Origin of the sequence: Rhizobium sp. TH135 (assembly GCF_002855515.1) — a bacterium.
Classification (GTDB): Bacteria; Pseudomonadota; Alphaproteobacteria; order Rhizobiales; family Rhizobiaceae; genus Allorhizobium.
The window spans coordinates 752,341-777,423 of record NZ_PKRP01000002.1 but is presented as its reverse complement, the minus strand read 5'-3'; the positions used below and the strand labels follow the sequence as shown (position 1 = coordinate 777,423).

General features: G+C 63.8%; 22 protein-coding genes and 1 tRNA gene. 15 read left to right on the top strand and 8 right to left on the bottom strand.

The window, feature by feature from the left end; genetic code table 11:
* Window positions 1-172 precede the first annotated feature (172 nt).
* From C0V73_RS08725 to C0V73_RS08675, 11 genes are all read left to right on the top strand, one after another.
* Entirely contained in the window at window positions 173-688 is a 516-nt protein-coding gene (locus C0V73_RS08725) for a sigma-70 family RNA polymerase sigma factor (protein ID WP_102019574.1), read from the top strand.
* A gap of 154 nt (window positions 689-842) precedes the next feature.
* A complete protein-coding gene (locus tag C0V73_RS08720) occupies window positions 843-1,850 on the top strand; it encodes a FecR family protein (RefSeq protein ID WP_143708322.1) in 1,008 nt (335 codons plus the stop codon).
* Between the two features lie 141 nt (window positions 1,851-1,991).
* On the top strand, window positions 1,992-4,292 hold the full coding sequence (locus tag C0V73_RS08715) for a TonB-dependent receptor (RefSeq protein ID WP_102019572.1): 2,301 nt from the start codon (window positions 1,992-1,994) through the stop codon (window positions 4,290-4,292).
* 148 nt (window positions 4,293-4,440) lie between these two features.
* Window positions 4,441-6,252 (top strand): IucA/IucC family protein, encoded by a 1,812-nt coding sequence (locus C0V73_RS08710; RefSeq protein ID WP_102019571.1) that lies wholly within the window; start codon window positions 4,441-4,443, stop codon window positions 6,250-6,252.
* Window positions 6,236-7,960 (top strand): IucA/IucC family protein, encoded by a 1,725-nt coding sequence (locus tag C0V73_RS08705; RefSeq protein ID WP_102019570.1) that lies wholly within the window; start codon window positions 6,236-6,238, stop codon window positions 7,958-7,960. Before C0V73_RS08710 ends, C0V73_RS08705 begins: the two co-directional genes overlap by 17 nt.
* A complete protein-coding gene (locus C0V73_RS08700; protein WP_102019569.1) occupies window positions 7,957-9,225 on the top strand; it encodes an AMP-binding protein in 1,269 nt (422 codons plus the stop codon). Before C0V73_RS08705 ends, C0V73_RS08700 begins: the two co-directional genes overlap by 4 nt.
* Window positions 9,222-10,535: a DUF6005 family protein gene (locus C0V73_RS08695; RefSeq protein ID WP_102019568.1), complete on the top strand. Its 1,314-nt coding sequence runs from the start codon at window positions 9,222-9,224 to the stop codon at window positions 10,533-10,535. The genes C0V73_RS08700 and C0V73_RS08695 overlap by 4 nt, the downstream gene beginning before the upstream one ends.
* Window positions 10,536-10,568: 33 nt before the next feature.
* A complete protein-coding gene (locus C0V73_RS08690) occupies window positions 10,569-11,480 on the top strand; it encodes a siderophore ABC transporter substrate-binding protein (protein WP_102019567.1) in 912 nt (303 codons plus the stop codon).
* The gene (locus C0V73_RS08685; RefSeq protein WP_102019566.1) at window positions 11,480-12,457 is read left to right on the top strand and encodes an iron chelate uptake ABC transporter family permease subunit; all 978 of its coding nucleotides are present in this window, start codon (window positions 11,480-11,482) and stop codon (window positions 12,455-12,457) included. The genes C0V73_RS08690 and C0V73_RS08685 overlap by 1 nt, the downstream gene beginning before the upstream one ends.
* The gene (locus tag C0V73_RS08680) at window positions 12,450-13,394 is read left to right on the top strand and encodes an iron chelate uptake ABC transporter family permease subunit (RefSeq protein WP_102019565.1); all 945 of its coding nucleotides are present in this window, start codon (window positions 12,450-12,452) and stop codon (window positions 13,392-13,394) included. Before C0V73_RS08685 ends, C0V73_RS08680 begins: the two co-directional genes overlap by 8 nt.
* Complete coding sequence (locus tag C0V73_RS08675; protein ID WP_102019564.1) at window positions 13,391-14,164, top strand: ATP-binding cassette domain-containing protein; 774 nt, start codon at window positions 13,391-13,393, stop codon at window positions 14,162-14,164. The genes C0V73_RS08680 and C0V73_RS08675 overlap by 4 nt, the downstream gene beginning before the upstream one ends.
* A 17-nt stretch (window positions 14,165-14,181) precedes the next feature.
* Here the strand turns inward: C0V73_RS08675 and C0V73_RS08670 are convergent.
* Window positions 14,182-14,256 (bottom strand) — tRNA-Gln (locus C0V73_RS08670).
* Window positions 14,257-14,427: 171 nt separating this feature from the next.
* On the opposite strand from C0V73_RS08670, the gene C0V73_RS08665 reads away from it, so the two are divergent.
* Entirely contained in the window at window positions 14,428-14,988 is a 561-nt protein-coding gene (locus C0V73_RS08665; protein ID WP_172450105.1) for a type 1 glutamine amidotransferase domain-containing protein, read from the top strand.
* Between the two features lie 95 nt (window positions 14,989-15,083).
* Here C0V73_RS08665 and C0V73_RS08660 read toward each other — a convergent pair whose 3' ends face one another.
* Window positions 15,084-15,410: a hypothetical protein gene (locus tag C0V73_RS08660; protein ID WP_102019562.1), complete on the bottom strand. Its 327-nt coding sequence runs from the start codon at window positions 15,408-15,410 to the stop codon at window positions 15,084-15,086.
* A 265-nt stretch (window positions 15,411-15,675) separates the two neighbouring features.
* Here C0V73_RS08660 and C0V73_RS08655 point away from each other — a divergent pair, with 265 nt between their 5' ends.
* The gene (locus tag C0V73_RS08655) at window positions 15,676-16,539 is read left to right on the top strand and encodes a hypothetical protein (protein ID WP_245407913.1); all 864 of its coding nucleotides are present in this window, start codon (window positions 15,676-15,678) and stop codon (window positions 16,537-16,539) included.
* Between the two features lie 86 nt (window positions 16,540-16,625).
* Complete coding sequence (locus C0V73_RS08650) at window positions 16,626-17,567, top strand: DUF1499 domain-containing protein (protein WP_102019560.1); 942 nt, start codon at window positions 16,626-16,628, stop codon at window positions 17,565-17,567.
* A 66-nt stretch (window positions 17,568-17,633) separates the two neighbouring features.
* Here C0V73_RS08650 and C0V73_RS08645 read toward each other — a convergent pair whose 3' ends face one another.
* From C0V73_RS08645 to ppdK, 6 genes are all read right to left on the bottom strand, one after another.
* The gene (locus C0V73_RS08645) at window positions 17,634-18,560 is read right to left on the bottom strand and encodes an MBL fold metallo-hydrolase (protein ID WP_102019559.1); all 927 of its coding nucleotides are present in this window, start codon (window positions 18,558-18,560) and stop codon (window positions 17,634-17,636) included.
* The gene (locus C0V73_RS08640; protein WP_102019558.1) at window positions 18,557-18,853 is read right to left on the bottom strand and encodes a cupin domain-containing protein; all 297 of its coding nucleotides are present in this window, start codon (window positions 18,851-18,853) and stop codon (window positions 18,557-18,559) included. Before C0V73_RS08640 ends, C0V73_RS08645 begins: the two co-directional genes overlap by 4 nt.
* A 185-nt stretch (window positions 18,854-19,038) precedes the next feature.
* Window positions 19,039-19,899 (bottom strand): sigma-70 family RNA polymerase sigma factor, encoded by an 861-nt coding sequence (locus C0V73_RS08635; protein WP_102019557.1) that lies wholly within the window; start codon window positions 19,897-19,899, stop codon window positions 19,039-19,041.
* A gap of 14 nt (window positions 19,900-19,913) precedes the next feature.
* Window positions 19,914-20,366, bottom strand: coding sequence for a carboxymuconolactone decarboxylase family protein (locus C0V73_RS08630; protein WP_102019556.1), 453 nt, complete (start codon window positions 20,364-20,366; stop codon window positions 19,914-19,916).
* Between the two features lie 149 nt (window positions 20,367-20,515).
* Entirely contained in the window at window positions 20,516-21,067 is a 552-nt protein-coding gene (locus tag C0V73_RS08625; RefSeq protein WP_102019555.1) for a hypothetical protein, read from the bottom strand.
* Window positions 21,068-21,166: 99 nt separating this feature from the next.
* Window positions 21,167-23,833: a pyruvate, phosphate dikinase gene (ppdK, locus tag C0V73_RS08620; protein WP_102019554.1), complete on the bottom strand. Its 2,667-nt coding sequence runs from the start codon at window positions 23,831-23,833 to the stop codon at window positions 21,167-21,169.
* A 223-nt stretch (window positions 23,834-24,056) separates the two neighbouring features.
* On the opposite strand from ppdK, the gene C0V73_RS08615 reads away from it, so the two are divergent.
* The gene (locus tag C0V73_RS08615) at window positions 24,057-25,058 is read left to right on the top strand and encodes a VOC family protein (RefSeq protein ID WP_102019553.1); all 1,002 of its coding nucleotides are present in this window, start codon (window positions 24,057-24,059) and stop codon (window positions 25,056-25,058) included.
* Window positions 25,059-25,083 lie beyond the last annotated feature (25 nt).

Genomic DNA, 25,083 nt, shown 5'->3' with positions numbered 1-25,083 from the left:
AACGGCGAAAACCGGCCAAAAATCAGCTCTTATCGCGGGAAAGACGCCTAATCTGGACAGGGTGAGACTGAGAACGGCATTCCAACCGGCACGGATTGCCACCCCCGGCCTAATCGGCTAGAGCGAAAGCTTCCTGTATCTCTCATATTTTAACCGGTGACGTCGACGCCCCATGGCTGCAGAACCCCAGAGCCAGCTCGAGGTTTTCCTGGAGAACAGGTCGGCCCTGGTGAGCTATGCCGCCCGGTTGCTGGGTTCGCGTGACCAGGCCGAAGACATCGTGCAGGACGCCTTCCTGCGGCTGACGCCGATCGATTCGGGTGACTATGCGCCGCGGCAGGTCTTGTCCTATCTCTACAGCATCGTCCGCAATCTGGCCCTTGATCAGCTGAAGCGTCGCAATATCGAGACGCGTGGCCGTGACACGGATCCTCCGTTCTGGATCCTGCCACAGGACCCGGGCTCGCCGGAGGAGTCTGTTCTTTTCGCCGATCAGGCGCGGGTTGCGTCGGAGACACTGGACGCATTGCCGCCCGAGACCCGCCGGGCCATCGAGCTCTACCGCATCGAAGGCTGGACGCTGGAGGCGATCGCCTCTGAACTGAACGTTTCGGTCGCGACAACGCACCGGATGATCCGCAGTGGCATGGTGAAGATCGCCCTGTCGCTCGATCGGGCGAGCCATTGAAAAATGTCGGGGGGCGCATGAAAAAACACATCGATCCGATCGTATATCCTGCAGGCAGAGATGAGTTCGCCGCCAAGGCGGATCATAGTCGTGCCCGCATCGCGCGCTGCCTCGGGGTGGTGGCGAGCCAGAGCCAACAGGGGACAGCCACGCAGTGAGTGTCACGGATCAGCCAGAACAGCAGGACGCCATGCTTCTCGAAGAGGCGATGGACTGGTTCATGTTGCTGCGTGATGCGCCAGCGGACCCTGCGCTGACTGCCGCCTGGGGAGAGTGGCTGCACGCTTCGGACGCCCATGCCGCGGCCTGGGCCCGGATCTGTCGCACCTGGGCGGCGCTCGGCGAAAGGCCGGTTGCGTCGCCCGAGATCGCGCCGAAGGCTTCTCGTCCTTCGCCGGAAACTCAGATTCCGATGCGGAACTCGGGATTTCTCCGCCGCGGTCTTGGCCTTGCCGGCGCAAGTCTGATGTCGCTTGCGCTGATTGCCGGTGCTTTTGGACCGGCGCTGCAGATCAGGCTGGAGGCAGATTTCCGTACGGGCGCGGGCGAGACGGAGGTCGTCACGCTTGCCGATGGATCGCGGGTGACGCTTGCGCCGGAAACGGCGCTGGCCGATGACTTCAACGGCACATCCCGCCATGTCCGGCTGCTTTCGGGTGAAGCCTTTTTCGAGGTCGAGCGGGATACCGCCCGACCGTTCGTGGTCGATGCGCAGGATGCTTCCGTGCGGGTGCTCGGCACGGCATTTAGCGTGCGCGACACGGGCCATGGCACGCGGGTGGAACTGGCGCATGGGTCGATTGCGCTTAAACCGCAGGGCGCGCCAGACGCCGAAGAACTCGCGCTCGTGCCCGGCGACGTGGTGACCGTGGATCGCAAGGGTGGCAAGGCGGAGTTGAGCCGGATAGAGCCCTCCGATATCGCGCTCTGGCGGGAGGGACGGCTTGCCGTCACCGATCAGCCACTCGGCGATGTCGTGGCGCTCATCCAGCGCCAGCACCCGGCCTGGATCATGCTGCCGGAAGGCGATCTGGCGGCGCTCCGGGTCACCGGTCTCTATGACCTCAGCGATCCCGACCGGGCGCTGATGGCGCTGGCTGCGGCGTTCGGTCTGCAGGTGCGCACGGCATCTCCCTATCTCCGTATCGTCACCAGCCGCTGAAATAACGCCCATAATTCAGTAGCTTAATCATCATTTCGCGAACCGATCGCAAAAAGATGAATGTTGTCTGAAAAACTTGTCTCTTTCACTCGTATTTAACCTCGAACACGGCGTTGAGCCGGTTTGAGTATGGGGACGAGTATGACTGTGACGAGACTTTCTGCGGATCGCGACGCCTTGATCGGGGCTGCGTCGCGCCGGCTTCTGACCACAACGGCCTGCGCGCTGGCGCTTCTGGCCGGACCTTTGACGATGCCAGTCATGGCGCAGACGGCGCCTATGAATGCGGCGACCCGCGCCTATGACATTCCGGCGCAGCCGCTGGCCAATGCGCTGAGAGCCTTCGGCCGCCAGTCCGGCCTGCAGGTTTCCCTGCCGGCAGAGGCGGCACGGGGCGCGAATTCCGCCGCCGTCTCCGGGACGCTTTCGACCGAGGCTGCGCTGTCGCAGCTCTTGTCCGGCACCGGACTTTCCTATCGCATCAGCAATGGCACGGTCGTCGTCGGCGATCAGTCTTCTGCCGTCACCGGTGGCGCGCCTGCAGCCGATGGCTCAACCGTGATTGGCGAAATCAACGTCACCGGCCAGCGGGCCGAGACCAGCGTCAGCTCCGTCAATATCGGTGCCGAAGAGCTCGCGGCGCGCAATCCGACCAGCGTCGCCGACGTCTTCCGCGACGAGGCGGGCGTCAGCGTCGGAAGCTCGATCCCGACCTCGCAGAAGGTCTATGTCAACGGGTTGGAAGAAACGACGCTCGCGGTCAGCATCGACGGCAGCCGCCAGAACAACCGCGTCTTCCACCACAATGCCACCAACCTGATCGACCCGTCGCTCTTGAAGGCCGTCGACGTCGATGCCGGCATCGCGCCGGCCGATGCAGGTCCGGGCGCGCTTGCAGGCTCGATCGCCTACGAGACCAAGGACGTGAAGGACCTGCTCACCGCAGACGGCTTCGGCGGCATGGTGTCGGAAACCTACAATTCGAACAGCAACACCTTCACCACCGGCCTCGGCGGCTGGGCGATGCAGGACGGCTTCGAATTCCTCGGCTTCCTGAACTATGGCAAGGGTGACAACTACGAAGCGGGCAATGGCGACGAGGTTCGCGGGACCGAGACGAACCTATTGAGCGGGCTCGGCAAGTTTGCCTATGAGGCCGAGAGCGGCGACCGGTTCGAGTTCAGCCATGAGCGGGTGCGCGACGATGCGGAGCGACCCTATCGCGCGAACGCCAGCGTGGTCACGACGGGCCGCACCTGGGAGCCTCCCTACCGCAACTACAAGATTGACCGCGACAACACCGTCTTCACCTATACGGACACGACGCCGGAAGGCTGGTGGGACCCGACGGTGCGGCTGGCCTACAGCCATAGCTCGGTTGATACGCCGATCTTCTACGACGACTTCGATGCCAGCACCGACTACACATCCTATGACGGACAGGGCGAGAGCGGCAGCCTGAACGGCAAGTTCGAGAACAAGTTCGCGCTGGAAAACGGCAACATCGTCGCCGGTCTAGACTTCTACCGTGACAAGATCGAACTCGACACCGAACGCGATACTGAGGATGCCACCGAACGCGCCCGGAACGTCGGCATCTATACCCAGGTGCGGATCGAGCCCCTTGATGCCATGCGGCTTTCCTTCGGCGGGCGTGCCGACAAGCAGTGGTTCGAAGGCACGACCGGCGAGAAGTGGGACCACTCCGGTCTCAGCGGCAACGCCTCGGTTGAATATGACCTGACGAGCTTCCTGACGGCCAAGGCCGGCGCGAGCCATGTCTGGGCGGGTATTCCGCTTGCGGAAGCCTTCATCATGAACCCGAACTGGAACTATGGCGCAGAGGGGCCGGAGGTCACGACCGCCAACAACGCGACCGCCGGCCTGGAGTTCCACCATCAGGGCTTCACAGCCGAGGGCAGCCTCTTCCGCAGCATGATCCAGGATGCGCGCGTCGCGAAATGGGCCGCTGCTCGGTCCAACCTGAACTACGATGTCGAGACCTGGGGCTTCGAAGTGGGTGCTGGCTATGACTGGACCGACGGCTTCATCAAGGTGAAGTATGCCAGGATCAACGCCGAGATCGACGGCAAGCCTGCTGATTCCGACACGGGCAACTATCTGACCACACCGGTTGGCGACATCATCACCGTGTCGGCCGCTCATACCTTCAGCGACTGGGGCCTCACCGTCGGCGGCGACATGGAATTTGCGCCGGAATTCGAAGACGGCGCGAACACCTATGCGGCCTATGAGGTGGTCAATCTCTACACCGAGTGGAAGCCGGAACAGCTTTCGCACATGACCTTCCGCGCGGAGGTGCAGAACCTCCTGAACGAGACCTATGCGAGCCGCGCCACTTACGGCCAGGAGTTCGGCAACGTAACCCCGCTCTACGAGCAGGGCCGGACCTTCCTGCTCTCGGTCAAGGCAACCTTCTGATCAGACTAGACAGCCCTTCGCCGGGAGACCGGCGGAGGGCTTTTCTGTATCGAGTGACGAGGACAACCTCGATGAGCGAGTTGGAATCCAAGCGGGATTTCCGCCACGGGCTTCGCGGACCGGATGCTCGGCCGACGGGAGCGTGGTCATGATGGCGCGCGCCCAGACCCAAGCACAGGCCCAAGCACGGTCAGATCCGCATGCGATCGCAGCCGCTGCCACATTCCAAAGCTTTGCCAATTGCTATATCCGCGAGATCGATGCCGGCTGCGCGGCTTGCATGGCACTCGACGGCTGCGAGCGGCGCTGCCTCGACTGGTATCTCACAGCACAGCGGCTGCATCTGCGCGCGGTTCTTCAGGCCGAAAGCCAGGTAGGCCCGAAGGCCTTCGGGCCGCTCTTCAGTCGCCAGCAGGGGGAAACTGGCTGGCAGCCGATCGATCCGCTCTGGGCGGTGCAATGCCTGGTGCAGGATCTCGCCGAAAAGACCAAGGGTGAAAGCCGCCCGGGCGCCGGGCTCGAGCTGATGCTTAGAACACTGCAGAGCTGCGCGCGGATCGCGACGCTGGCAGACGAGGCGCAGGATCGGCGCGACAACCAGCCGGAAGGTTTCCTCGAAAGCGAGCAATCGCTTACCTTCGGGCACTGGATGCACCCGACGCCGAAGAGCCTCACCGGCATGAGCGACTGGCAATCGGCGGTCTATGCCCCCGAAGGTGGCGGGCGGTTTGCGCTCAGCTATTTCGCCGCACCGCGCGATATGGTGCGGGCCTGCTCAGTCGCGGGCGATCTCAATGCGATCGTCGGCGCCATGACGGGCGATCTGCTCGATGCGGTGCCGCTTGGCGACGACGAGATGCTTCTGCCCATGCATCCGTTGCAGGCCGAGGCACTGTTGCTTCAGCCACGCATCCAGGTGCTGATCGAGGCAGGTCTTCTGCGTTCGCTCGGCAGTGGCGGGGTTCTCTTTACCGCGACCTCTTCGGTGCGCACCATCGCCTCCGACGACTGCGACTGGATGCTGAAATTCTCGCTGCCGGTGAAGATCACCAATTCGCTGAGGCTCAACCGGGCCCATGAGCTGGAAGCCGGCGTCGTCATGGCGCGGTTGGTCGAGCTGCTCGATCTTGAGACCCGGCTGCCGAAGCTCGGCTTCCTAAGGGATCCCGCCTATCTGACCCTCGATCTTCCAGGCGCGGCCGAAAGCGGCTTCGAGTTGATCTTGCGGGAAAACCCCTATCGAGGCGAAAAGGGCGTGGGCGTGGTGAGCCTCGCGGCGCTGACGGCGCCGGCACTTCCTGGGCGGCGCCAGCGGCTTGCGGCGCTCATCGAGCGTCTGGCCGATGAGGCCGGGATTTCCCCAACCGAGGTCGCGCATCAGTGGTTCGACCGCTATCTCGACTGCGCCGTGACGGCACTTGTCCGGCTCTATGACGAGACGGGCATTGCGCTCGAAGCGCATCAGCAGAACATGCTGGTCGATGTCTCCCAGGGCTGGCCGTCGAAGGTGATCTATCGCGACAGCCAGGGCTTCTATCTCTCGGAGCGGCACAGGCCGGCGCTGACCTCCGCCCTGCCCGAACTGGCCGAGGTCTGCGACCTCTTTTATCCCGACGCCGAGATCCGCCGACGCTTCGGCTATTACCTTGTCGTCAACCAGGTCTTTGCCGTGATCCACCGGATGGGCGCCGAGGGGCTGTCCGACGAAGCCTGCCTGCTGGCCCGGCTGCGCGGCCATCTGACGGCGCTGACCAAGACATTGCGCGGCAGTGGGCTCGATTTCGTCCGCCATCTTCTCGACGACAGGACGATCATCACCAAGGCCAATCTCGGTGTCCGCATCGCTGGCTTCGACGAGCTCGAAGGCGGGGCGGGAGCCTCGCTGTATCGCGAGATGCCGAACCCGCTTCATCCCGCCAACCTCAAGACCGCGAGGCTCGACGATGCCCTTGCCTCTTGACCTGCCCGGCCAATCGGAGGAGCGCGTGCTCCGTCAGCTCGTCTCCGCGCTCATCTTCGAAGGCGTGGCGCGGGTGGACGATGCCGGTTCGAACGACGGCACGACGCGGCTTCAAATCGGCACCGGCGAGGCGCGCGCACGGCTGCATCAGGGGCCCTTTGGACGCCCCCGCATGGCACCCGGCTCGCTGCAACTGCGATGCCCGCAGACGCGCGCCTGGACCGGTGGCGCGCTCGATCAGCTGGTCGATCTCGTCCCGGCCCCTGAGGCGGCACGTTTGACCCTGCTCAAGGAATTGCAAAGCACGATCGTCTTTCTGGAGCAGGACAGCGCCCTGCCCCAACCCGGTGACCGCCGGTCGCTGCCCTTCGACCGGCTGGATTGCGCGCTTTCCGAAGCACATCCCTATCATCCCTGCTTCAAGTCACGCACCGGCTTCAGCATTGAGGATAACGCCCTTTTCGGCCCGGAGGCCGCCCGGCCCTTCCGGCTGCATTGGCTGGCGGTCGCACGCGTGCATGTGCGCGAGGCGCTGCCGGCTGACGTGGAAACCTTCTGGCGGAGGGAGCTGGGCGAGGCACATGCGGCCCGGCTGTTCTCGCGGATGAAGCGCAAGGGCGTCTCGCTCGACAGCCATGCGCTTGTCCCTCTGCACCCCTGGCAGTGGCGGCATCTGAAGGACGGGCTACTGGCCGGCTGGATCGCCGACGGACGGGTGGCCTCGCTTGGCGAAAACGGCGATCCCTACCGGGCGACGCAATCGATCCGGACGCTCATCAACCATGCCGATCCGACGCGCGCGCATGTGAAGCTGCCGCTCGACATCGTCAACACGTCCTCGATGCGCGTGCTGGAGCCGCATTCGATCGTGACGGCACCGCATCTCAGCCGGTGGCTGGCCGGGCTTGTTGCTGACGATGAGAAGTTCCGCAGCCGCTATCCGCTCGACGTCCTGCAGGAATATGCCGGCATCCGCGTCGATGCGCATGGCGCGCTCGATGGCAAGCTCGGGCTGATGCTGCGCGAAAGCCCGAAAATCCTGCCCGGCGAACAGGCGGTGCCCTTCAACGCGCTGATGATGCTGGAGGCGGACGGCAAGCCGTTCATCGCGCCCTTCATCGCACGGCACGGGCTCTTGCCCTGGCTGCACCGGATGCTGGAGGTCGCGGTTCTGCCGGTCTGGCATCTTATGGTGCATCATGGCGTGGCGCTGGAGGCGCATGGGCAGAACATGATCCTCGTTCTGCGCCATGGCTGGCCGGAGCGGCTGATCCTGCGAGATTTCCACGAGAGCGTCGAATTCTGCCCGGCACTACTGAGAGGCCCGCAAGACCTGCCGGATTTCGCCACCATCGACCCCGTTTATGACGGGGCACCCTCGGATGCCTATTACTGGACCGACCATGCCAACGAGCTGCGCGAGCTGGTGATGGACTGCCTGTTCATCTACTGCCTGACGGAGGTCTCGCTGTTGATCGAGACGGCCTATGGCCTTTCCGAACAGGCCTTCTGGGATCTGGTGAGCGAACTGCTCGACAGCTACGGCGAGCAATATCCCGAGAAGGCGCGGCTTGCGCTCTTTGCCCATGACAGCACGGAAATTTCAACGGAATCGCTGCTGTCGCGCAAGCTTTTCCGCGACCGCAGCCTCTATCGCCACCGGGTGCCCAATCCGCTTGGGCTCAAAGAAAGGAGCGACCAGCCATGATCCTGATCGACGGGACCTTCCATAGCCAGACCGAAATTGACGCCAAAGGTGAGGCCTTCCTTGCGGCAACCGGCATCACGGACCCGCGCCTCAGCGTCGCCGTCTGCCTGCCCGAAACCATCGACTGGCTTTCGGCCTTCTTCGCCATCAAGCGGCTTGGGGCAAGCATCCTGCCGCTTCTGCCCGGCACGCCGCTGGCGACCGCCCGCAAGCTGGCCAAGGAGGCGGGCTGCCACCGGCTCTATCACGGCGGAACCACTGCCGAATGGCTGGGCGAACCCGACGGCGAGAGCCCAAATGGCCGGCTGTTGCAGATGAGCTCGGGCACCACGGGGGCGGCGAAATGCGTGGCGCGCGGATGGGACGATATCGAGCGGGAGCTGGAAGACTATGTGAGCTTCTTCCGCGAGCCTCAGGAGATGACGCCCGTCGTCGCCTGCCCGACCACCCATTCCTACGGGCTGATCTGCGGGCTTCTGGTCGGCTTGAAGCGCGGGCGCGTGCCGCATGTGGTGAACACCGCCAATCCCAAGCATCTGATCAAACTGCTGCGCGAAACCGAGCGGCCGATCCTCTATTCGTCTCCCGCCATGCTGCACACGCTGGCGCGGCTCCTGCCATCAGGCGAACAGATACATGCGATCATGACCTCGGGCACGCTGTTGCCGGAGAGCTGGTTTTCCACCATCCGCGCCAAGGCCGAGCGCTTCTACCAGCAATATGGCTGCTCGGAAGCCGGCTGCGTTGCGATCAACAGCGACCTCACCCATCCCGCCGACATGGGCCGCATCCTGCCGCGTTTTACGCTCGCCGAAGCGGGCACCTCGGATGCGCCGGTCGAGATCGTGCTGGATGGGATCACCAGGATCGAGACCAGGGATCTCGGCTATGTCAGAGCCGACGGCATGCTGGTCTTCATCTCGCGGCTCGATGACACGGTGAATGTCTCGGGCCTCAACGTCTATCCCCGCGATGTCGAAGACCAGGCGATTGCCGTCGACGATGTCACCGATGCGGTGGCCTTCCGCGTGCCCGACAGTTTCGCCGGCGAGCGGGTGGCGCTGGTCTATTCGGCGAACCGGATCATGCCGTCATCAGAGCTGCGCGAGCGGCTGATCGCCGTTTTGCAGCCGCATCAGGTGCCGATGCATCTCGTGCAGGTGGCCGAGGTGCCGCGCCAGGCGAATGGCAAGATCAGCCGCCGCGAGATCGCAAGGCGCTTTTTGGACGGAGACTTCAACGATCAGAAGGAGCGCGCCTCGTGACCCGAAGCGACATCATCGACGCCATCGCACAGGTGCTGGCCGGGCCCATGCAGCATCGGCATATGGAGGCGTTTTCTCCCACGGCGCGGCTCAACCAGGACCTCTATCTCGACTCCGTGCTGATCCTGCAGATCTTCCTCAATCTCGAGCTCGAGCACGGGTTGATGGTCGATGATGCCGTGATCAGCCGCAAGGACGTGGTGACGGTCGCCGATCTCGCCGATCTCTTGCTGCCGGAAGACGACGCGGCACAAGCCGAACCGGAACCTGTCGCAGAGCCCATGGCGGAATTCGAAGGCGGGGTGCATGGCGAGGAGTATTACGACATCAAGGTCCACTGCTTCGTCAGTTGCCTCTGCGACGGCTTGAAGCGGCGCGGCATCGACCACCGGCCCTTCTATTTCGGCATCTGGGATGCGCCCTTCGGGATCAGCCCGCGCTACGAGCTGCTCTATCACGACGCGACCGTCAGCCATGAGCCCTTCCGTCTCTGGTTCGAGCGGCTCTACCGCGCGCCCGTGACGCCCTGGTACGACCATTCCCGCTCCAAGGACGAGAACATCGCGACCTTCCTCGATCTGCTCGAAAAGCGGCGGGAAACCGAGGGCGTGATGGTGATGCTCGACCTCTTCCACCTGCCGGAGCGGGAGAACAAGTTCAACCAGAACCCCTTCCCGCATTACCTGATGCCGGAAATGACCGAAGATCCTGTTGTCTGGTTCATCCGTGACCCCGACTATCGCTGGGAAGGGCCGATCGAGCGCGCAAAGGTGTTGAACGCGATTGCCCAACCGTCCGTCGCTGGCGGCTATCATTTCGACCGCGCCGCCTTCCAGCCGGCCGCCGATGCCGATGTCGCGGCCTATCTGAATAACTGCCTGATCCGCGACCGCAATCCGCTGATCGACGCACTGAGATCCATCCTCGCCGCCCATGTCGAAGGGCGCGACGGGCTGACGCTTCAAGACCTGACATCAGGGCTTCGCGAACTGCCGGTGCTCGCCATCCGCAAATATGCCTATGAGCATGGCTTTGCCTTCATCTGGCGGGCGGCAAAGCTTGCCAACAGCGAGTTCGAGCACTGGTGCACCGAGATCGAGGCGCTGCATCAGGAGCTGAAGAACATCCACTTTGCCGCAATGAAGCTCGCCCAGACCGGCGACCGGCGGCTGATCGAGGACGTGACGCGCCGGCTCGACCGCGCCGATCACTTCGAGACCCCCATCAAGACACGGCTGGGCGCTGCCTTCGACGCCTGGAGTGCCGGTTTTCAAGACACAGCGGCTCCGCGCCTGAAGGCGCTGGGCTGATCCATGACCATCTGACATCTGGGAGAAACGACCATGACCATCCGCCCCTTTACCCGCCGCGCGTTGCTTGCCGCCGGCCTCACCCTCGGCGCCCTGCCGGCGCTGGCACTCGATGTCGAGACCTATGCCGGCAAGGTTACCGTCGAGGGCACGCCGTCCAAGGTTGCCGTCTTCGACATTGCCGCCCTCGACACCCTGCTGGCCATCGGCGTGATGCCGGCGGGCATTCCGGAGAACCTCTATCTCTCCGAACTCTCCGACCTGAAGGGCAAGGCCGAGGTTGTCGGTGACATCTTCGAGCCTAATCTCGAAGCCTTGAGCGCGCTTGCGCCTGACCTGATCATCGTCGGCGGTCGCTCCTCCGGCAAGGAAAAGGAAACGGGCAAGGTCGCGCCCTCGCTCGACATGACCATGGACGGTGTCGATGTGGTCGACCAGGCACGCGAGCGGGCCACGACCTATGGTGCGATCTTTGGCAAACAGGCGGAGGCTGAGAAGGCGGTTGCGGAATTCGACGCAGCGCTTGCCCGCGCCAAGGCCGCCGTTCAGGGCAAGGGCAAGGGTCTGATCCTGATGACCAACGGGCCGAAGATCACCGCTTACGGGATCGATTCCCGCTTCGGCTGGGTGCACAAGGCGCTCGACCTGCCGCCGGCAGTGGAGGATGTCGAAGCCGCCACCCATGGCGAGCCGGTCTCCTTCGAGTTCATCGCCAAGGCCAATCCCGACTGGCTGCTGGTTCTCGACCGCGCGGCCGCTATCGGCGCCAATGACCAGAATGCCAAGGCAACGCTCGACAATGCGCTGGTCGCAGAGACCACGGCCTGGAAGAGCGGTCAGGTGATCTATCTGCCCTCGGCGGATTTCTACATCGCAGCCGGCGGATTGAAGGCCACCGAACGGGTGCTGGCCTCCATCGAGGCCGCCTTCTCCGCCAGCCAGTGATGTCTGCCATCGCTGATACACCACATCGCCGCGTGATGATTGGCGCCGGGCTCTGCCTGGCGCTTCTCGTCGTGTTGAGCCTTGCCATCGGCGTGCAGGAGCTGTCGCTCTCCGGCACTGACAGTGCGATGCCCTTTGCCGATCTCATGGCCATCAGCCGGCTGCCGCGCACGCTCGCTGCCGTCCTCTGCGGTGCGGGGCTCGCCGTTGCCGGCCAGATCATGCAGACGCTGACGCGCAATCGTTTCGTCGAGCCCTCGACGGCAGGTACTGCCCAGAGTGCAGCGCTCGGCATCCTGATCGTGACGCTGTTTCTGCCGGCTGCGGGCCTCGGGGTGAAAGCACTCGTCGCCAGCGGCTGCGCGCTCATCGGCACGGCGCTGTTTCTTGCGACCGCCCATCGCCTGCCGCCGGAACAGCCGCATCTCGTTCCGCTCTTCGGCCTCGTCTATGGTGGCGTGGTGGGGGCTGCCGTCACCTATGTCGCCTGGCAGACCGATCTCCTGCAATATCTCGACATTTGGACCAATGGCGAATTCTCCGGCGTACTGAAGGGCCGTTATGAGCTGCTCTTCGTCGCAGTCGTCATCGTCGCGGCGGCGATCCTGATTGCCGACCGGCTGACGATCATGGCGCTTGGCGAGGACCAGGCGACCAGCCTCGGCATCGATTATCGCCGGATGACCCAGATCGGGCTGGTGCTGGTCTCCGTCATGTCGGCGCTCTCGGTCATCGTCGTCGGGCTCATCCCCTTTGTCGGCCTGGTCGTGCCCAATCTCGTCTCACGCCTCTCGGGCGACAATCTGCGCGGCACGCTGCCGCTCGTGGCGCTCGGCGGGGCGATCCTCGTTCTCGCCTCCGATATTGCGGGCCGCGTCATGCGCTTTCCTTACGAGATCCCCGTCGGCACCGTGATGGGCGTGATCGGACCGGCGGTCTTCCTCTGGTTCATCCTCAGGGAGCGTCGCGATGCGTGACCGGATCATCATCGGCCTTCTTCTCTGTCTTGCGCTCTCAGCCATCATCGCCTTCATGACGGTCAATCTGCGCGGCAATATCGCCTTTGCGCTGGAGCTGCGCGGTATCCGGCTCGCGGCGCTAGTGACCGTCGCCGTCGCCATCGCGCTCTCGACCGTCACCTTCCAGACGATCACCGGCAACCGCATCCTCACACCCTCGATCATGGGCCTCGACGCGCTTTACCAGTTTGGTCAGGCAGCGCTCGTCTTTGCGCTGGGCGGGCTGGGTTATGTCTCGCTCTCGCCGCATCTGAAATTCGGCATGGAGGCATCCGCCCTGATGCTGCTTGCCATGCTGATCCTGTGGCCGGCGTTCAAAAGCCGGATGGACTTGACGCTGATGCTGCTCGCCGGCGTCGTGATCGGCGGCCTCTTCCGCAGCCTGACCAATCTCCTGGCACGGCTGATCGATCCGCAGGAATTCGCCGTTGCGCAGCGGGCGATGTATGCCAACTTCTCCGCGCCGAATACCGATCTGCTCGCCATCGCAGCCCTCGTCACGGTGCTGGCCTGCGACTTCCTCTTTTCCCGCCGCCATCAGCTTGATATCGCCGCACTCGGACGCGACACGGCGATCGGCCTCGGCGTCGACTGGAACCTGTTAGTGCTGGTGCAGCTCATCACCGTGTCGCTGCTGGTCGCCGTTTCCACTGCGCTCGTCGGCCCCGTTACCTTTTTCGGCCTGTTGATCGCAGCGCTTGCCGAACGGCTCACATCCTCGCGCCGGCATGCTTCCGTCTTCGTGGTTGCTATGCTGCTCGGCGTCATCGTGCTGGTCGGCGGCCAGACGCTGTTGCAGCACGGGCTTGGCCAGGCCGGCACACTCTCTGTCGTCGTCGATTTCTTCGGCGGCCTTGTCTTCATCCTGCTTCTGTTTGCGAGGCGCACACGATGATCGAAATCCAATCCGTCAGCCTTGATCGCGAGGGACAGCGCGTGCTCGAGGGCATCGACCTCACCCTGCCCCGAGGTGGCCTGACCGCCCTGGTTGGCCCGAACGGTGCGGGCAAATCCACCCTCCTCTCGCTCGCCGCCCGGCTGTTGCCGCTGCAGCAGGGATCCATCACCATCGACGGACTGCCGGTCGGCTCGACACCCGGCAAGGTACTGGCCAAGAAGCTCGCGATTCTGAGGCAAGACTCTGGCCCCCCGCCGCGCGTCACCGTGCGCGAAATGGTCGGCTTTGGCCGCTTTCCGCATACTGGCGGGCGGATGACGGCGGAGGACAAGGCGATGGTCGAGGAGGCGCTTGCCCGCTTCGAACTCGAAGGCCTTGCCAACCGCTCGCTCGACCGGCTCTCCGGCGGGCAGCGGCAGCGGGTGATGGTGGCGATGACCTATGCGCAAGGGACTGACTATATCCTGCTCGACGAACCCCTGAACAATCTCGACATGTATCACGCCCGCCAGCTGATGCTGGAACTGCGCCGGCTCGCCGACGAGACCGGCCGCACCATCGTCATCGTGCTACACGACATCAACCATGCGTCTGCCAGCGCCGACCGGATCATCGCGATGAAAAACGGCCGCATCGAAGCCGATGGGACGCCTGACGCGATCATGCGCTCGGAGGTGCTGGAGGCGATCTACGGGTTTTCGGTGCCGGTGGTGGAGGCGGGCGGCATGCGGCTAGCGCTGCAATATGCGCGGCTGGGGTCAGCGTGAAGGGGCGGATTTGACGGTGGCTGGGGCGCCAGGATTCGAACCTGGGAATGTCGGTACCAAAAACCGATGCCTTACCGCTTGGCGACGCCCCAACAGGATTGCGAGGCCGCGGGCGGCGCTGCAAATCGCGGCCTGATTATCAAAGCCTAAGCCGGGCGGCAACACCTTCACGCTGGGACTTTGCAGTTTTTCCCGGAACGATGCGGCGGGCAGGTCGTTTCTCTCACATCCCCACGAGAGAAACCCCGACGAAAGGACATCTCATGCCCTCCATTACTTCCGCCCGCATCCTGATCATCGCCACGCATGGCTACGAGCGTTCCGAGCTGCGTGTGCCGCTCGAGCAGCTGACGGCCAAGGGCGCTTCGGTCAGCATCGCCTCGCTCGAAAAGGCGCCGATCAAGAGCTGGGATGCTGAAAACTGGGGCGACACCGTCGACGTTGATCTGACCCTCGACGAGGTCAAGATCGATGATTTCGACGCGCTCGTCATTCCCGGCGGCCAGATCAATCCGGACCTGTTGCGCAAGGAACAGAAGGCCGTCGACCTGGTGAAGACCTTCATCAACTCCGGCAAAACGGTTGCGGCTGTCTGCCATGGTCCGTGGCTGCTGATCGAGGCCGGCGCCGTCAAGGGCCGCAAGGCGACCTCCTTCTCGTCGATCAAGACCGACATGATCAATGCCGGAGCCGACTGGCGCGACGAGGCCGTGGTCACCGACCAGGGCATCATCACCTCGCGCAATCCTGACGATCTCAATGCCTTCGTCGCGAAGATCGTCGAGGAGATCGAGGAAGGCCGCCACGAGCGCCGCGCGGCCTGATCTCTCAGGCCAGATCTAGAGAACAACGCGAAAACCCGGCGGGCGACTGCCGGGTTTTTCTCATCTCCAGGCAGTCGAGCGACTGTTTGTTCTGGCTAGCCGGGGACCGCCGGTATTTCCCGTTTCAGATCCGGCTCGTCGTGAATGAAGGTAAGTTGCAGGGTCGCCATGCGCTCGGCGGCGGGATCACGGATCTCGCCCAAACCCTCCGGCGGGTCGACGGCAATGCCCGCCTCCGTGAGGACCGTGACCAGCTCGGCAAAGGCGCTGGCCGGGAGCGTCAGGCGGATCGTGTTCATCAGGTTGGAATACATGCGCGTGTCGTCGATCCAGCCGCCGAGGCGGTTGACGGTGTCGAAGACGAAGCTTGTTGCTGCCTTTCGTTCGACACGCGTGACAGCCGACAGCATGACAATAGCCATAGGACTTCCCTTCCCTCTGATCAGAGACTGCAGCAGGCTGCGGTGACAAATCAAGTGTGCTGTGGAATAGGCATGTACACGCCTTCCGGCGCCAGATCAGGTCACGGACATGAAGAAGCAGAAGCAGCCACACAGGAAGACAGGACGCAACAGCGCGGGCGCAGGCCATGGGCAGGCGGCGAAACCTGCGGCTGGCGCTCCCGCTTCAGGCTCTCGCGCTCTGGCCGCTGATACTGCGCTTTCACCTCGGGCCCTGGACGGCAAAATGCAGGGTGGGCGTGCGCGCTTCCTGGCTGGTGTGCAGACGCGGGCCTTTCAGGCCGCGTTTCTCGTCTTCCTTCTCGGCGTGGCAACGGTCGCTGCCTCCCTCGTCATTCAGCATGAATTCGCCTTCTTCGAGCTCGGTTATCTCTTCACGCTTTCCATCTACGACCTCGTGCTGGCCATGCTGGGCCTATCCGTCGCCATCGGCATGGCAGAGCGTCGAAGCGAGGTCCTGGCGATCGCGCTTGCCTTCCTCGGCGTCGTTGCGCCCATGCTTGTCTTCTTCGACCCGATCTTCCATGCGATCCTACAGAGCCCGCTCGGTCACGAACTCTTCCTGATCGCGCCCGTCGCAGTGATGCTCTCGGGTGTGGTGCTTTGGCTGCCGGCATCTCTGCGCCGGTTTGTGGCGCCAGTGGCCGCGGTCGTGGTTGGCTTTTCGCTGTCGCTCTTCATCGGGCTTGATGATTTCGGCATCGGCATCAAGGAGTTTGCCTTCTCCGCCGTCCTCGGGGCCCTGTGGATCCTGTTGGTTCCAGGCCTGATGCTGAGGCCCTTCCGGGGTGGGTGGCTGACTATCCCTGCCCGGATCATCGGCTCCTGGCTGATGGTAATCGCCGTCATCGTCACCGTCTCGCTCTATGTGCCGCTTGCCCCCGATGCGCCGCCGCTTGCCGATCCGAGCCTGCCCGACGGGGGTGTGACGCTTGACGCCCCGGCGCTGCCGCCGCTCGATCCCGCGATCGAGGAAGGGCTGATGGAGGCGCCGGATGGTTTTGACGGCGCACCGCCAGACGGCGGCATTCCGGCACCGGAACTCGGCGACAATCCGCTTTTGGGTGGTGGGCGCAATAACCAGCCTTGAGCTTGGTCGCTCGCTTTGTCTGTCGACGCCCTTCGCGCAAGCCGTTACACCTTGGGCGAAACGCCTCCTGATTCCGGTAGATCCGCATGCTCGTCCGCTATGACCGTCCGGTGTCCCGCTCCGCCTTTCTTGCGCGGCGGCTGGCCTTGTTTGCGCTCGGCATGCTGGTTGTCGTGGTGGTGGCGCATCGCTTCGGGCCGCTCGCCACGCCGGATTTCGTTCTGTTGGTGCTGGTTTGCGCGGTGCCTGCCGCCCTTTCCGTGCCGCTGGCGCTTCTGGGATTGGCCAGGCTTTGGCAGGTTGGGGCCCTGGGCGGGGTCGCGGCCGCCTGGGCGCTCATCTATGCGGCGCTCCCGCTCGGACTGCCGGCCTATGGCTATTATCTCTACATAACCAAGCCGCCGCTCACCGAAGTGGCAACCGATCTGTCCGACCGGCCCGCCTGGGTTTCCGTGCCGACTGCGGAGCAGCATCTTCTGCCGCGCCCTGCCATGCCCGAGAACGCCGATGCAGCTCAGCTTGCCGCCTATCCCGGCCTCAATGGGCGCCGCTACGAAGGGGCGATCGACCGCGTCTATGAGGCCGTGCGCAAGGTGGCGGCGGAAAACCGGCTGGTGGTGACGGCAAGCCGCGGCGAGGAATATGGCCTGCCGGCGCTGGAGCTGCGCCCGACGGCGGAAAGCCCTGTTGTGGTCGAGACACCCGGGGGTGTTACGCCGCCTGCCGCCGACGAGGCCCTGCCGGAAAGCGGGCCTCTGCCGACCGCGCGGCCGGAGCCCAGCTTGCTCGTGCCGCTTTCCGACGGCGAGCCGGAAGGCACGGCGCGCCTGCAATTTTCCACCCGCACGCTCGTGTTCGGCCTGCCCTTCGATGCGGTCGTGCGCTTGCGCGAAGAGGCGGAGATGACCCTGGTCGATATGCGGGTCGCCTCGCGCTACGGGCCGCATGACCTTGGCATCAGCGACCGGATCGCCGAAGATTTCCTGCATGCGCTGGATGCGGAACTTTTGGGGATTGCGGGGAACTGAGGTTCGCCCGGCGCTGTGCAAGCGCTCCCTGAAGACGAGGGTCGGCTTGAGAGCAATCGTGCATGCTCAGCCCGGTCGATATTCGCCCAAGAGTTTCGGCGGGCCGTCCGTGGCAATCAGCCCCTTCTCCACGAGATCCTCGATATGGGCGAGCACCGAGAGGGCTGCCGCCCCATGCAGGCGCGGATCGGTCGTGGCGTAGATGACCTTGACCATGTCGGCGATCAGGCGGTCGCCCTTGCGGATCCGCTCCAGCAGGGCGCGTTCGCGCAGGCGACGGTGGGTGTGCAAGGCGCGGACGAAGGCGTGGGGCTCGGTGACCGGGCCGCCATGGCCGGGAAGATAGAGCCGGTCGTTGCGCTCCAGCAGCCGTTCGAGCGAGGCCATGTAGTCGCTCATGGCGCCATCCGGGGGTGCGACGATCGAGGTCGCCCAGGCCATCACATGATCGGCGGAAAAGAGGATGCCGCTGTCTTCGAGGGCGAAAGCAGCGTGGTTGGCCGTATGCCCCGGCGTGTGCACGGCGGTGAGGCGCCAGCCATCGCCTTCGACGGTCGCGCCGTCGGCAAGCGCCAGGTCGGGGACGAAATCGGTGTCGGAGCTTTCGGCGAAGGGGTTCACCTCGCCTTCGAAGAGCGGTCGCGACGGTCGGTGCGGGCCTTCGGCGACGATCACGGCGCCGGTTGCGGCTTTCAGCCGGCGGGCGAGCGGGGAATGGTCGCGGTGTGTATGGCTGACGGCGATGTGGGTCACCTGCCTGCCCTCAAGGGCTGCCATCAGCGCTTCGAAATGCGCATCATTGTCAGGCCCGGGATCGATGACGCAGAGGGATTGCCGGCCTACAATATAGGTGTTGGTGCCGTGAAAGGTGAAAGGGCTGGGATTGGGCGCGGTGAGGCGCTGGACGCCATCTGCCACCGGCGCCGCCACGCCATACTGCGGCTCGAACTCGGTGATGAACTGCGGCACCGGCTGATTGTCGGCCAAGCTCATTTGTACTCGATCTCAATGAAGCTCATCGGCTGGTCGCCGCCATTGATCACATTGTGCTCGACGCCGGCATCGCGGCGATAGGCCTCGCCGACTTTGGCAGTGACGCGGCGTTCGCCCGAGGCATCCTCGATGAGGAAATGGCAATCGGTCATCGGCACGACGACATAGCCGAGGCCATGGGTGTGATGCCCGGTCGCGGCACCCGGCTCGAAATCCCAGCGGGTGATGCGGGTGACGGCATCATCGAGAACAACAGTCGGGATGGCGGGCGGACGGGCGGAATAGCCGGGCATGGGTGGGGACTCCGGAGGGGACGAGAGCGCGCGGACATGCGGTGTCCGGACGTTAGCCCCTGGCCAGCCTGGGGGCAATCGCCCCTTGGCAAAAGCGGATGGTTACGCGCGGCCCCTGCGATGTGCAGGTCGCGGGCGCGTACGGTCCGGTTCTTCCGGCTGCGGACCGACGACCTCCCAACCCTTCAATGCAGATGCTTGAGCTTGTCGGGATTGCGCATGACGTAGATGGCGGTGATTGCGCCGTCTTCGATCTGCAGCGCCGTCGTCTGCAACTCGCCGTCCGCCTCGCGGGTGACAAAGCCCGGCAGGCCGTTGATGAGGCCGACACGCAGGAGTGCTGATCCCGCAGGCCAGATCTTTTCCGAGAGATAGGTATGAACCTTCATCACCGCCTCGTGGCCGAGGATCGGTGCGATCGCCGCCTGTCGCTTGCCGCCGCCATCGGAATGCAGGCCGACATCAGCCGCCAGCATGGCGGAAAGTGCCGTCATATCGCCGCTGCGCGAGGCGGTGAAGAAGGCCTCTGCCATCTCCAGCCCGCGCTTGGCGTCGATGGTGTAGCGGGTTCGTGCTTCCCGCACGTTGCGGCGTGCTCTGGCTGCGAGCTGCCGGCAGGCGGCGACGTCGCGGTCCAGGGTTTCGGCGATCTCCTCGAAAGGCAGGCCGAAGACATCGTGGAGCAGCAGGGCTGCCCGCTCTAAGGGCGACAGCCGCTCCAGCGCCAGCATCAGCGGCAGGGTCACGTCCTCTGGCTCGTCCTCGTCTTCGAGCACCGGTTCCGGCAGCCAGGGGCCGATATAGGTCTCGCGCGTAAGACGGGCCGATTTCAGCTGGTCGAGGCAAAGCCTTGTGACTACGCGGCGGAGAAAGGCCTCGGGCTCGCGGATCTCGTGGCGATCGGCCCTCATCCAGCGGATGAAGGCCTCCTGCAGCATGTCTTCGGCATCCGTGACCGAGCCCAGCATGCGATAGGCGAGCCGCATCAGCTTGCGCCTCAGGGGATCGAAACTCGCCGCCGCATCTCTATGCTCGGAGGGGTGCATCAGGCAGCAACTCCTTAAGCCCGGCTCGCCGGTGTCTCGATCCAGAGACCGAAGCCGACGGCAAGCCTGTTCCAGCCGTTGATGACATTGATCATCAGCGTCAGCTTCACCTGCTCCTCCTCGGTAAAGGCCGCCTGCAGATCCCGACGCGCAGTCTCCTGCGGATGGCCGGTGGCAAATGTGGTCAGCGCTTCGGTCCAGGCCAGCGCTGCCCGCTCGCGCTCCGAATAACACGGCGCCTCGCGCCAAGCCGAGAGGAGATAGATGCGGCTCTCCGTCTCGCCTTTGGCCCGAGCTTCGGCCGTGTGCATGTTGATGCAGTTGGCGCAGGCATTGATCTGGGACGAGCGGATCTTGACGAGTTCGACGAGGCTTGGCTCGAGGCTTGCGGCGATATCGGTCGAGACGGCCATCCACTTCTTCATCAAGGCGGGGGCGGCTGCGAAAGGATCGAGTGTTGCAGTCATGATGGCGGTTCCTTCTGTTGGGTACGACATCATGACGAGCAGGGGACGGTCAATGTGACATGGGTGGGGATTTTTTTGTTGGGCGTCAGTGAAAAACGACCGTCGAAATCGCGAAGCTGTTACGCCGCCAAACGATTGACGCGGGTGTTTCACCCAGTCGGCTTCTTCAAAGGTCCGACACGGTAGTAAGGGTTTGCTGAATCAAAGGCTCTTTTCGGCTCGCCAGTTCCTGGCGAAAAAAGGTCTTTGATCAGAACACCCTGCTTTCCGAAGAGATAGTCGACGCCTGCGCAAAGATGCGCGACGGCACGATAGTCCAGGCCATTGAACTCGCTTGCCGATAGAAATGAAGCGTTGTCCCATGCCTTGCCCCTGAGCTTTAAGAAGCCGGATTTGGCCAGGTATTCGTCTCCCGCCGCCTGGTTGAATCCCAGATCGCCTTGGCATGCATCTCTGATCACAATCGAGAGGGTTACGTTGCGCAACGTGTCTGCATCAGGATTGCCCAGCGGTTCCGAAAACTTTCGCAGATACATGTTCTTTGCGGGATCATTGGTCATCGTCTTGCGCCAGTGCTCGGGGAATTTTGGTCCCGCATGCACCTGTGCCACACCACTGCCCCAGACGATCGCCGCGCCGGCAGCAACACACAGCATGCGGCGAAAAGTTGCGAGGTGGCGTCTGAGCTGCTTGTCATTCATTCGATAGGCCCCACTTGATTTTTCGAAATCATAGGACGCAACCGGTTACTTTTACAACCATTTTCCGCGCACGCATCGTCTACGGCGAGGCCCGTCCCTTCACGCCTTCGCCTTGATCGCCGCCTGGGCCGCAGACAATCTCGCGATCGGCACGCGGAACGGCGAGCATGACACATAATCCAGTCCGACATCCTCACAGAAGTGGATCGAGGTGGGGTCGCCGCCGTGTTCGCCGCAGATGCCGAGTTTCATGTCGGGCCTCGTGCGGCGGCCGCGTTCGGCGGCGATGCGGATGAGTTCGCCGACGCCGTCGAAATCGAGCGAGACGAAGGGATCCTGGATGATGATGCCCTTCTTCTGGTAGGTCGGGATGAAGCGGGCGGCGTCGTCGCGGGACATGCCGAAGGTGGTCTGCGTCAGGTCGTTGGTGCCGAAGGAGAAGAATTCGGCGGCTTCGGCGATGATATGGGCGCGGATCGCGGCGCGCGGCAGCTCGATCATCGTGCCGACGAGATAGGAGATCTCAAGTTCGGCCTCGCCCATGACTTCGGTTGCGACGCGGTCGATCACGGCCTTCACATAGTCGAGCTCTGAGCGCAGGCCGACCAGCGGCACCATGATTTCGGGCACGACGGCAGCACCCGTCTCGCGGGCGGCGGCAACGGCTGCCTCGAAAATGGCGCGGGCCTGCATTTCGGCGATCTCGGGATAGGAGATGGCGAGCCGGCAGCCGCGATGGCCGAGCATCGGGTTGAACTCGTGCAGCGCATCGATGCGGCGGCGCATGAAGCCGGGTTCGAGGCCCATGGCGTTGGCCACTTCCTCGATTTCCTCGTCCGACTTCGGCAGGAATTCGTGCAGCGGCGGATCGAGCATGCGGATCGTGACGGGAAGCCCGTGCATGATGGTGAAGAGCTCGGTGAAGTCAGAGCGCTGCATGGGAAGCAGCTTGTCGAGCGCGGCGCGGCGGCCGGCCTCGTCTTCGGCGAGGATCATCTCGCGCATCACATGGATGCGCTCACCCTCGAAGAACATGTGTTCGGTGCGGCAAAGGCCGATGCCCTCTGCCCCGAAGGAGCGGGCGGCGCGGGCGTCGGCAGGCGTGTCAGCATTGGTGCGCACCGTCATGCGACGTGTGCGGTCGGCCCATTGCATCAGCTGGGCGAAATCGCCCGAGAGTTCCGGCTGGAGCATGGGCACTTCGCCCTTCAGCACCTGGCCGGAGGAGCCATCGATGGTGATGATATCGCCTTTGGTGAGCGTCACGCCCATGCCGACCAGCTTTTCGTTGCGCAAGTCGACGCGCATGGTGCCCGCACCGGAAACGCAAGGAATGCCCATGCCGCGGGCGACGACGGCTGCATGGCTGGTCATGCCGCCACGGGTGGTGAGGATGCCCTGGGCGGCGTGCATGCCGTGGATGTCTTCGGGGCTGGTTTCGACGCGCACGAGAATGACCTTGCGGCCTTCGCTTTCGGCTTCGATAGCCTCTTCGGCCGTAAACACGATGGCACCGGTCGCCGCTCCCGGCGAGGCTGGCAAGCCCGAGCCGATGACATGGCGGGTAACGCGCGGGTCGATGGTCGGATGCAGCAGTTGATCGAGCGAGGAAGGCTCGATGCGCATCACCGCCTCTTCTTCCGAGATCAGGCCTTCCGCCACCATGTCGACTGCGATCTTCATCGCGGCCTTGGTCGTGCGCTTGCCCGAGCGGGCCTGCAGCATCCAGAGCTTGCCGCGCTCGATGGTGAATTCGAGATCCTGCATGTCGCGGTAGTGGGCTTCGAGCCGGTCGCAGATCGCGCAGAATTCCGAAAAGGCCTCCGGCATCAGCTTTTCGAGCGAGGGCTTGTCGGAGCCACTGTCGATGCGGGCGGCCTCGGTGATCGATTGCGGCGTGCGGATGCCGGCAACAACGTCTTCGCCCTGCGCATTGACCAGGAATTCGCCGTAAAGCTCCTTGGCGCCGGTCGAAGGGTTGCGGGTGAAGGCAACGCCGGTGGCTGAGGTCGAGCCGAGATTGCCGAAGACCATGGTCTGCACCGTGACGGATGTGCCCCAGCCTTCAGGGATCGAGTGCAGCATGCGATAGGTCTGGGCGCGCGGGTTCATCCAGCTGGAAAAGACAGCGCCGATCGCCCCCCAGAGCTGGACATGCGGATCCTGCGGGAAAGGCTGTCCGAGTTCCTGCTCCAGCACTTCCTTGTAGAGCTTCACGACATCTTGCCACTCGGAGGCCGAGAGATCCGTGTCTAGTTCGTGGCCAAGCCTTGCCTTCTCGTCCTCCAGGATTTCCTCAAAGACCTCGTGATCGAGGCCCATGACGACATCGCCATACATCTGGATGAAGCGGCGATAGCTGTCCCAGGCGAAACGGGCATCGCCCGAATGCTCGGCAAGCGCCTCGACCGTGTGGTCGTTGAGGCCGAGATTGAGGACGGTGTCCATCATGCCGGGCATGGAGGTGCGCGAGCCGGAGCGGACAGACAGGAGAAGCGGTTGGCTAGTGTCGCCGAAGGCGCGGCCGGTGGCGGTCTCGATGCCGGATATGCCCTGGAGAACCTGGGTCTTCAACTCGTCGGCGAGGGTCTTGCCACTCGTGTAGAAAAGGCCGCAAGCATCTGACACGATCGTGAGGCCGGGCGGAACTGGCAGACCAAGCGCCGCCATTTCGGCGAGATTGGCCCCCTTGCCTCCCAGCTGCTCGATCTCGGCCCTACTCCCCTCGGCCGCTCCTCCGCCGAAGGTGTAAACCCACTTACGCATTGCCCTCTCCACCCGAACAGGCTTGTTTTTCCATCGTTTACAGCAATTGTGACGGATTGGAAACGCCACTCCGTCAAGTTTATGCTGCAATGCATCATAATTGCGGCAGATCTGGCCCTGAAGGCTCACGCGGATGTGAAATTGCGTGGAGAGACGTGAAAGACGGATGCCGAGGCGGCATTGTAAGCAAAGCGTACAAGTACGGGGACATATGGGGACCAGAATGACTGTTCACTGGACACGGCGCCAGCTCTTACGGCTGGCCGGGACGGCAACACTGACGGGGGCGCTCACCGGGGCGCTGAAGGCCGAGGGGATCGAAATTCAGACCGAGCTTCCGGCCGCACAGACGCCTGAGCTACCTTTCGGCCTGACGCGACCTGTGCATGTCGGCGAGGTTTGCCTGCGGGCAAAAGATGTCGCGCGGCTCAAGGCCTATTACACCAGCATGCTGGGGCTCGACGTGCTGACGGATGCCCCCGATGCCGTGACCCTCGGCGCCGGTGGGACGCCGCTCCTGCATATCCTCGCCCGGCCGGATGCGACGCCTGAGGCGCCGGGGCAGGCCGGCCTCTATCACACCGCCTTCCTGATGCCTGAACGGGCCGATCTCGCGCGCTGGCTGGTGCATGTGGCGCGGACCCAGGTTCCGCTCACCGGTTTTGCGGATCACTCGGTATCGGAGGCCGTCTATCTGACGGATCCCGAGGGCAATGGCGTCGAGGTCTATAGCGACCGACCGCAGGAGACCTGGCTTTGGGCCGGCAACACGGTCACCATGGGAAGCAAGGAACTTGATATCGACGACATCTTCCTCAAGACGAAGACGCGCACGGACCGCGACGAATACACGAGCGCGCCGGCCACGCTGCGGATCGGCCATATCCATCTGAGGGTCGGCGGACTGGAGACGGCGCGGGCATTCTATGCCGATGCGCTTGGTCTCGACGTGGTGGCCGGCAGCGACGAGCGCGGCGCGACCTTTCTGTCGTCGGGTCGCTATCACCACCATATCGGCGCCAATATCTGGCAAAGCCGGGATGCCGGCCAGCGTCAGGACGGAATGACCGGGCTCGACTGGTTCTCGCTGCACACGAGTGTTCAGGCGATCCTTGATGCGCGTCGCGCGGATCTTCAGGCCAAGGGCTTTGCCGTCAGCGCCATCGACGGCGGATTCGAGGCGCTGGATCCCTGGGGCACGCGGGTTCGGCTGCTCAAGGTTTGACGTGTCTGAACCGGGCAATTGTTAC

Coding starts and splice junctions, on each gene's coding strand:
- C0V73_RS08725 (WP_102019574.1), top strand. CDS start 173: ATGGCTGCAGAACCCCAGAGCCAGCTCGAGGTTTTCCTGGAGAACAGG.
- C0V73_RS08715 (WP_102019572.1), top strand. CDS start 1,992: ATGACTGTGACGAGACTTTCTGCGGATCGCGACGCCTTGATCGGGGCT.
- C0V73_RS08710 (WP_102019571.1), top strand. CDS start 4,441: ATGATGGCGCGCGCCCAGACCCAAGCACAGGCCCAAGCACGGTCAGAT.
- C0V73_RS08705 (WP_102019570.1), top strand. CDS start 6,236: ATGCCCTTGCCTCTTGACCTGCCCGGCCAATCGGAGGAGCGCGTGCTC.
- C0V73_RS08700 (WP_102019569.1), top strand. CDS start 7,957: ATGATCCTGATCGACGGGACCTTCCATAGCCAGACCGAAATTGACGCC.
- C0V73_RS08690 (WP_102019567.1), top strand. CDS start 10,569: ATGACCATCCGCCCCTTTACCCGCCGCGCGTTGCTTGCCGCCGGCCTC.
- C0V73_RS08685 (WP_102019566.1), top strand. CDS start 11,480: ATGTCTGCCATCGCTGATACACCACATCGCCGCGTGATGATTGGCGCC.
- C0V73_RS08680 (WP_102019565.1), top strand. CDS start 12,450: ATGCGTGACCGGATCATCATCGGCCTTCTTCTCTGTCTTGCGCTCTCA.
- C0V73_RS08675 (WP_102019564.1), top strand. CDS start 13,391: ATGATCGAAATCCAATCCGTCAGCCTTGATCGCGAGGGACAGCGCGTG.
- C0V73_RS08665 (WP_172450105.1), top strand. CDS start 14,428: ATGCCCTCCATTACTTCCGCCCGCATCCTGATCATCGCCACGCATGGC.
- C0V73_RS08660 (WP_102019562.1), bottom strand. CDS start 15,410: ATGGCTATTGTCATGCTGTCGGCTGTCACGCGTGTCGAACGAAAGGCA.
- C0V73_RS08655 (WP_245407913.1), top strand. CDS start 15,676: ATGCAGGGTGGGCGTGCGCGCTTCCTGGCTGGTGTGCAGACGCGGGCC.
- C0V73_RS08650 (WP_102019560.1), top strand. CDS start 16,626: ATGCTCGTCCGCTATGACCGTCCGGTGTCCCGCTCCGCCTTTCTTGCG.
- C0V73_RS08645 (WP_102019559.1), bottom strand. CDS start 18,560: ATGAGCTTGGCCGACAATCAGCCGGTGCCGCAGTTCATCACCGAGTTC.
- C0V73_RS08640 (WP_102019558.1), bottom strand. CDS start 18,853: ATGCCCGGCTATTCCGCCCGTCCGCCCGCCATCCCGACTGTTGTTCTC.
- C0V73_RS08635 (WP_102019557.1), bottom strand. CDS start 19,899: ATGCACCCCTCCGAGCATAGAGATGCGGCGGCGAGTTTCGATCCCCTG.
- C0V73_RS08630 (WP_102019556.1), bottom strand. CDS start 20,366: ATGACTGCAACACTCGATCCTTTCGCAGCCGCCCCCGCCTTGATGAAG.
- C0V73_RS08625 (WP_102019555.1), bottom strand. CDS start 21,067: ATGAATGACAAGCAGCTCAGACGCCACCTCGCAACTTTTCGCCGCATG.
- ppdK (WP_102019554.1), bottom strand. CDS start 23,833: ATGCGTAAGTGGGTTTACACCTTCGGCGGAGGAGCGGCCGAGGGGAGT.
- C0V73_RS08615 (WP_102019553.1), top strand. CDS start 24,057: ATGACTGTTCACTGGACACGGCGCCAGCTCTTACGGCTGGCCGGGACG.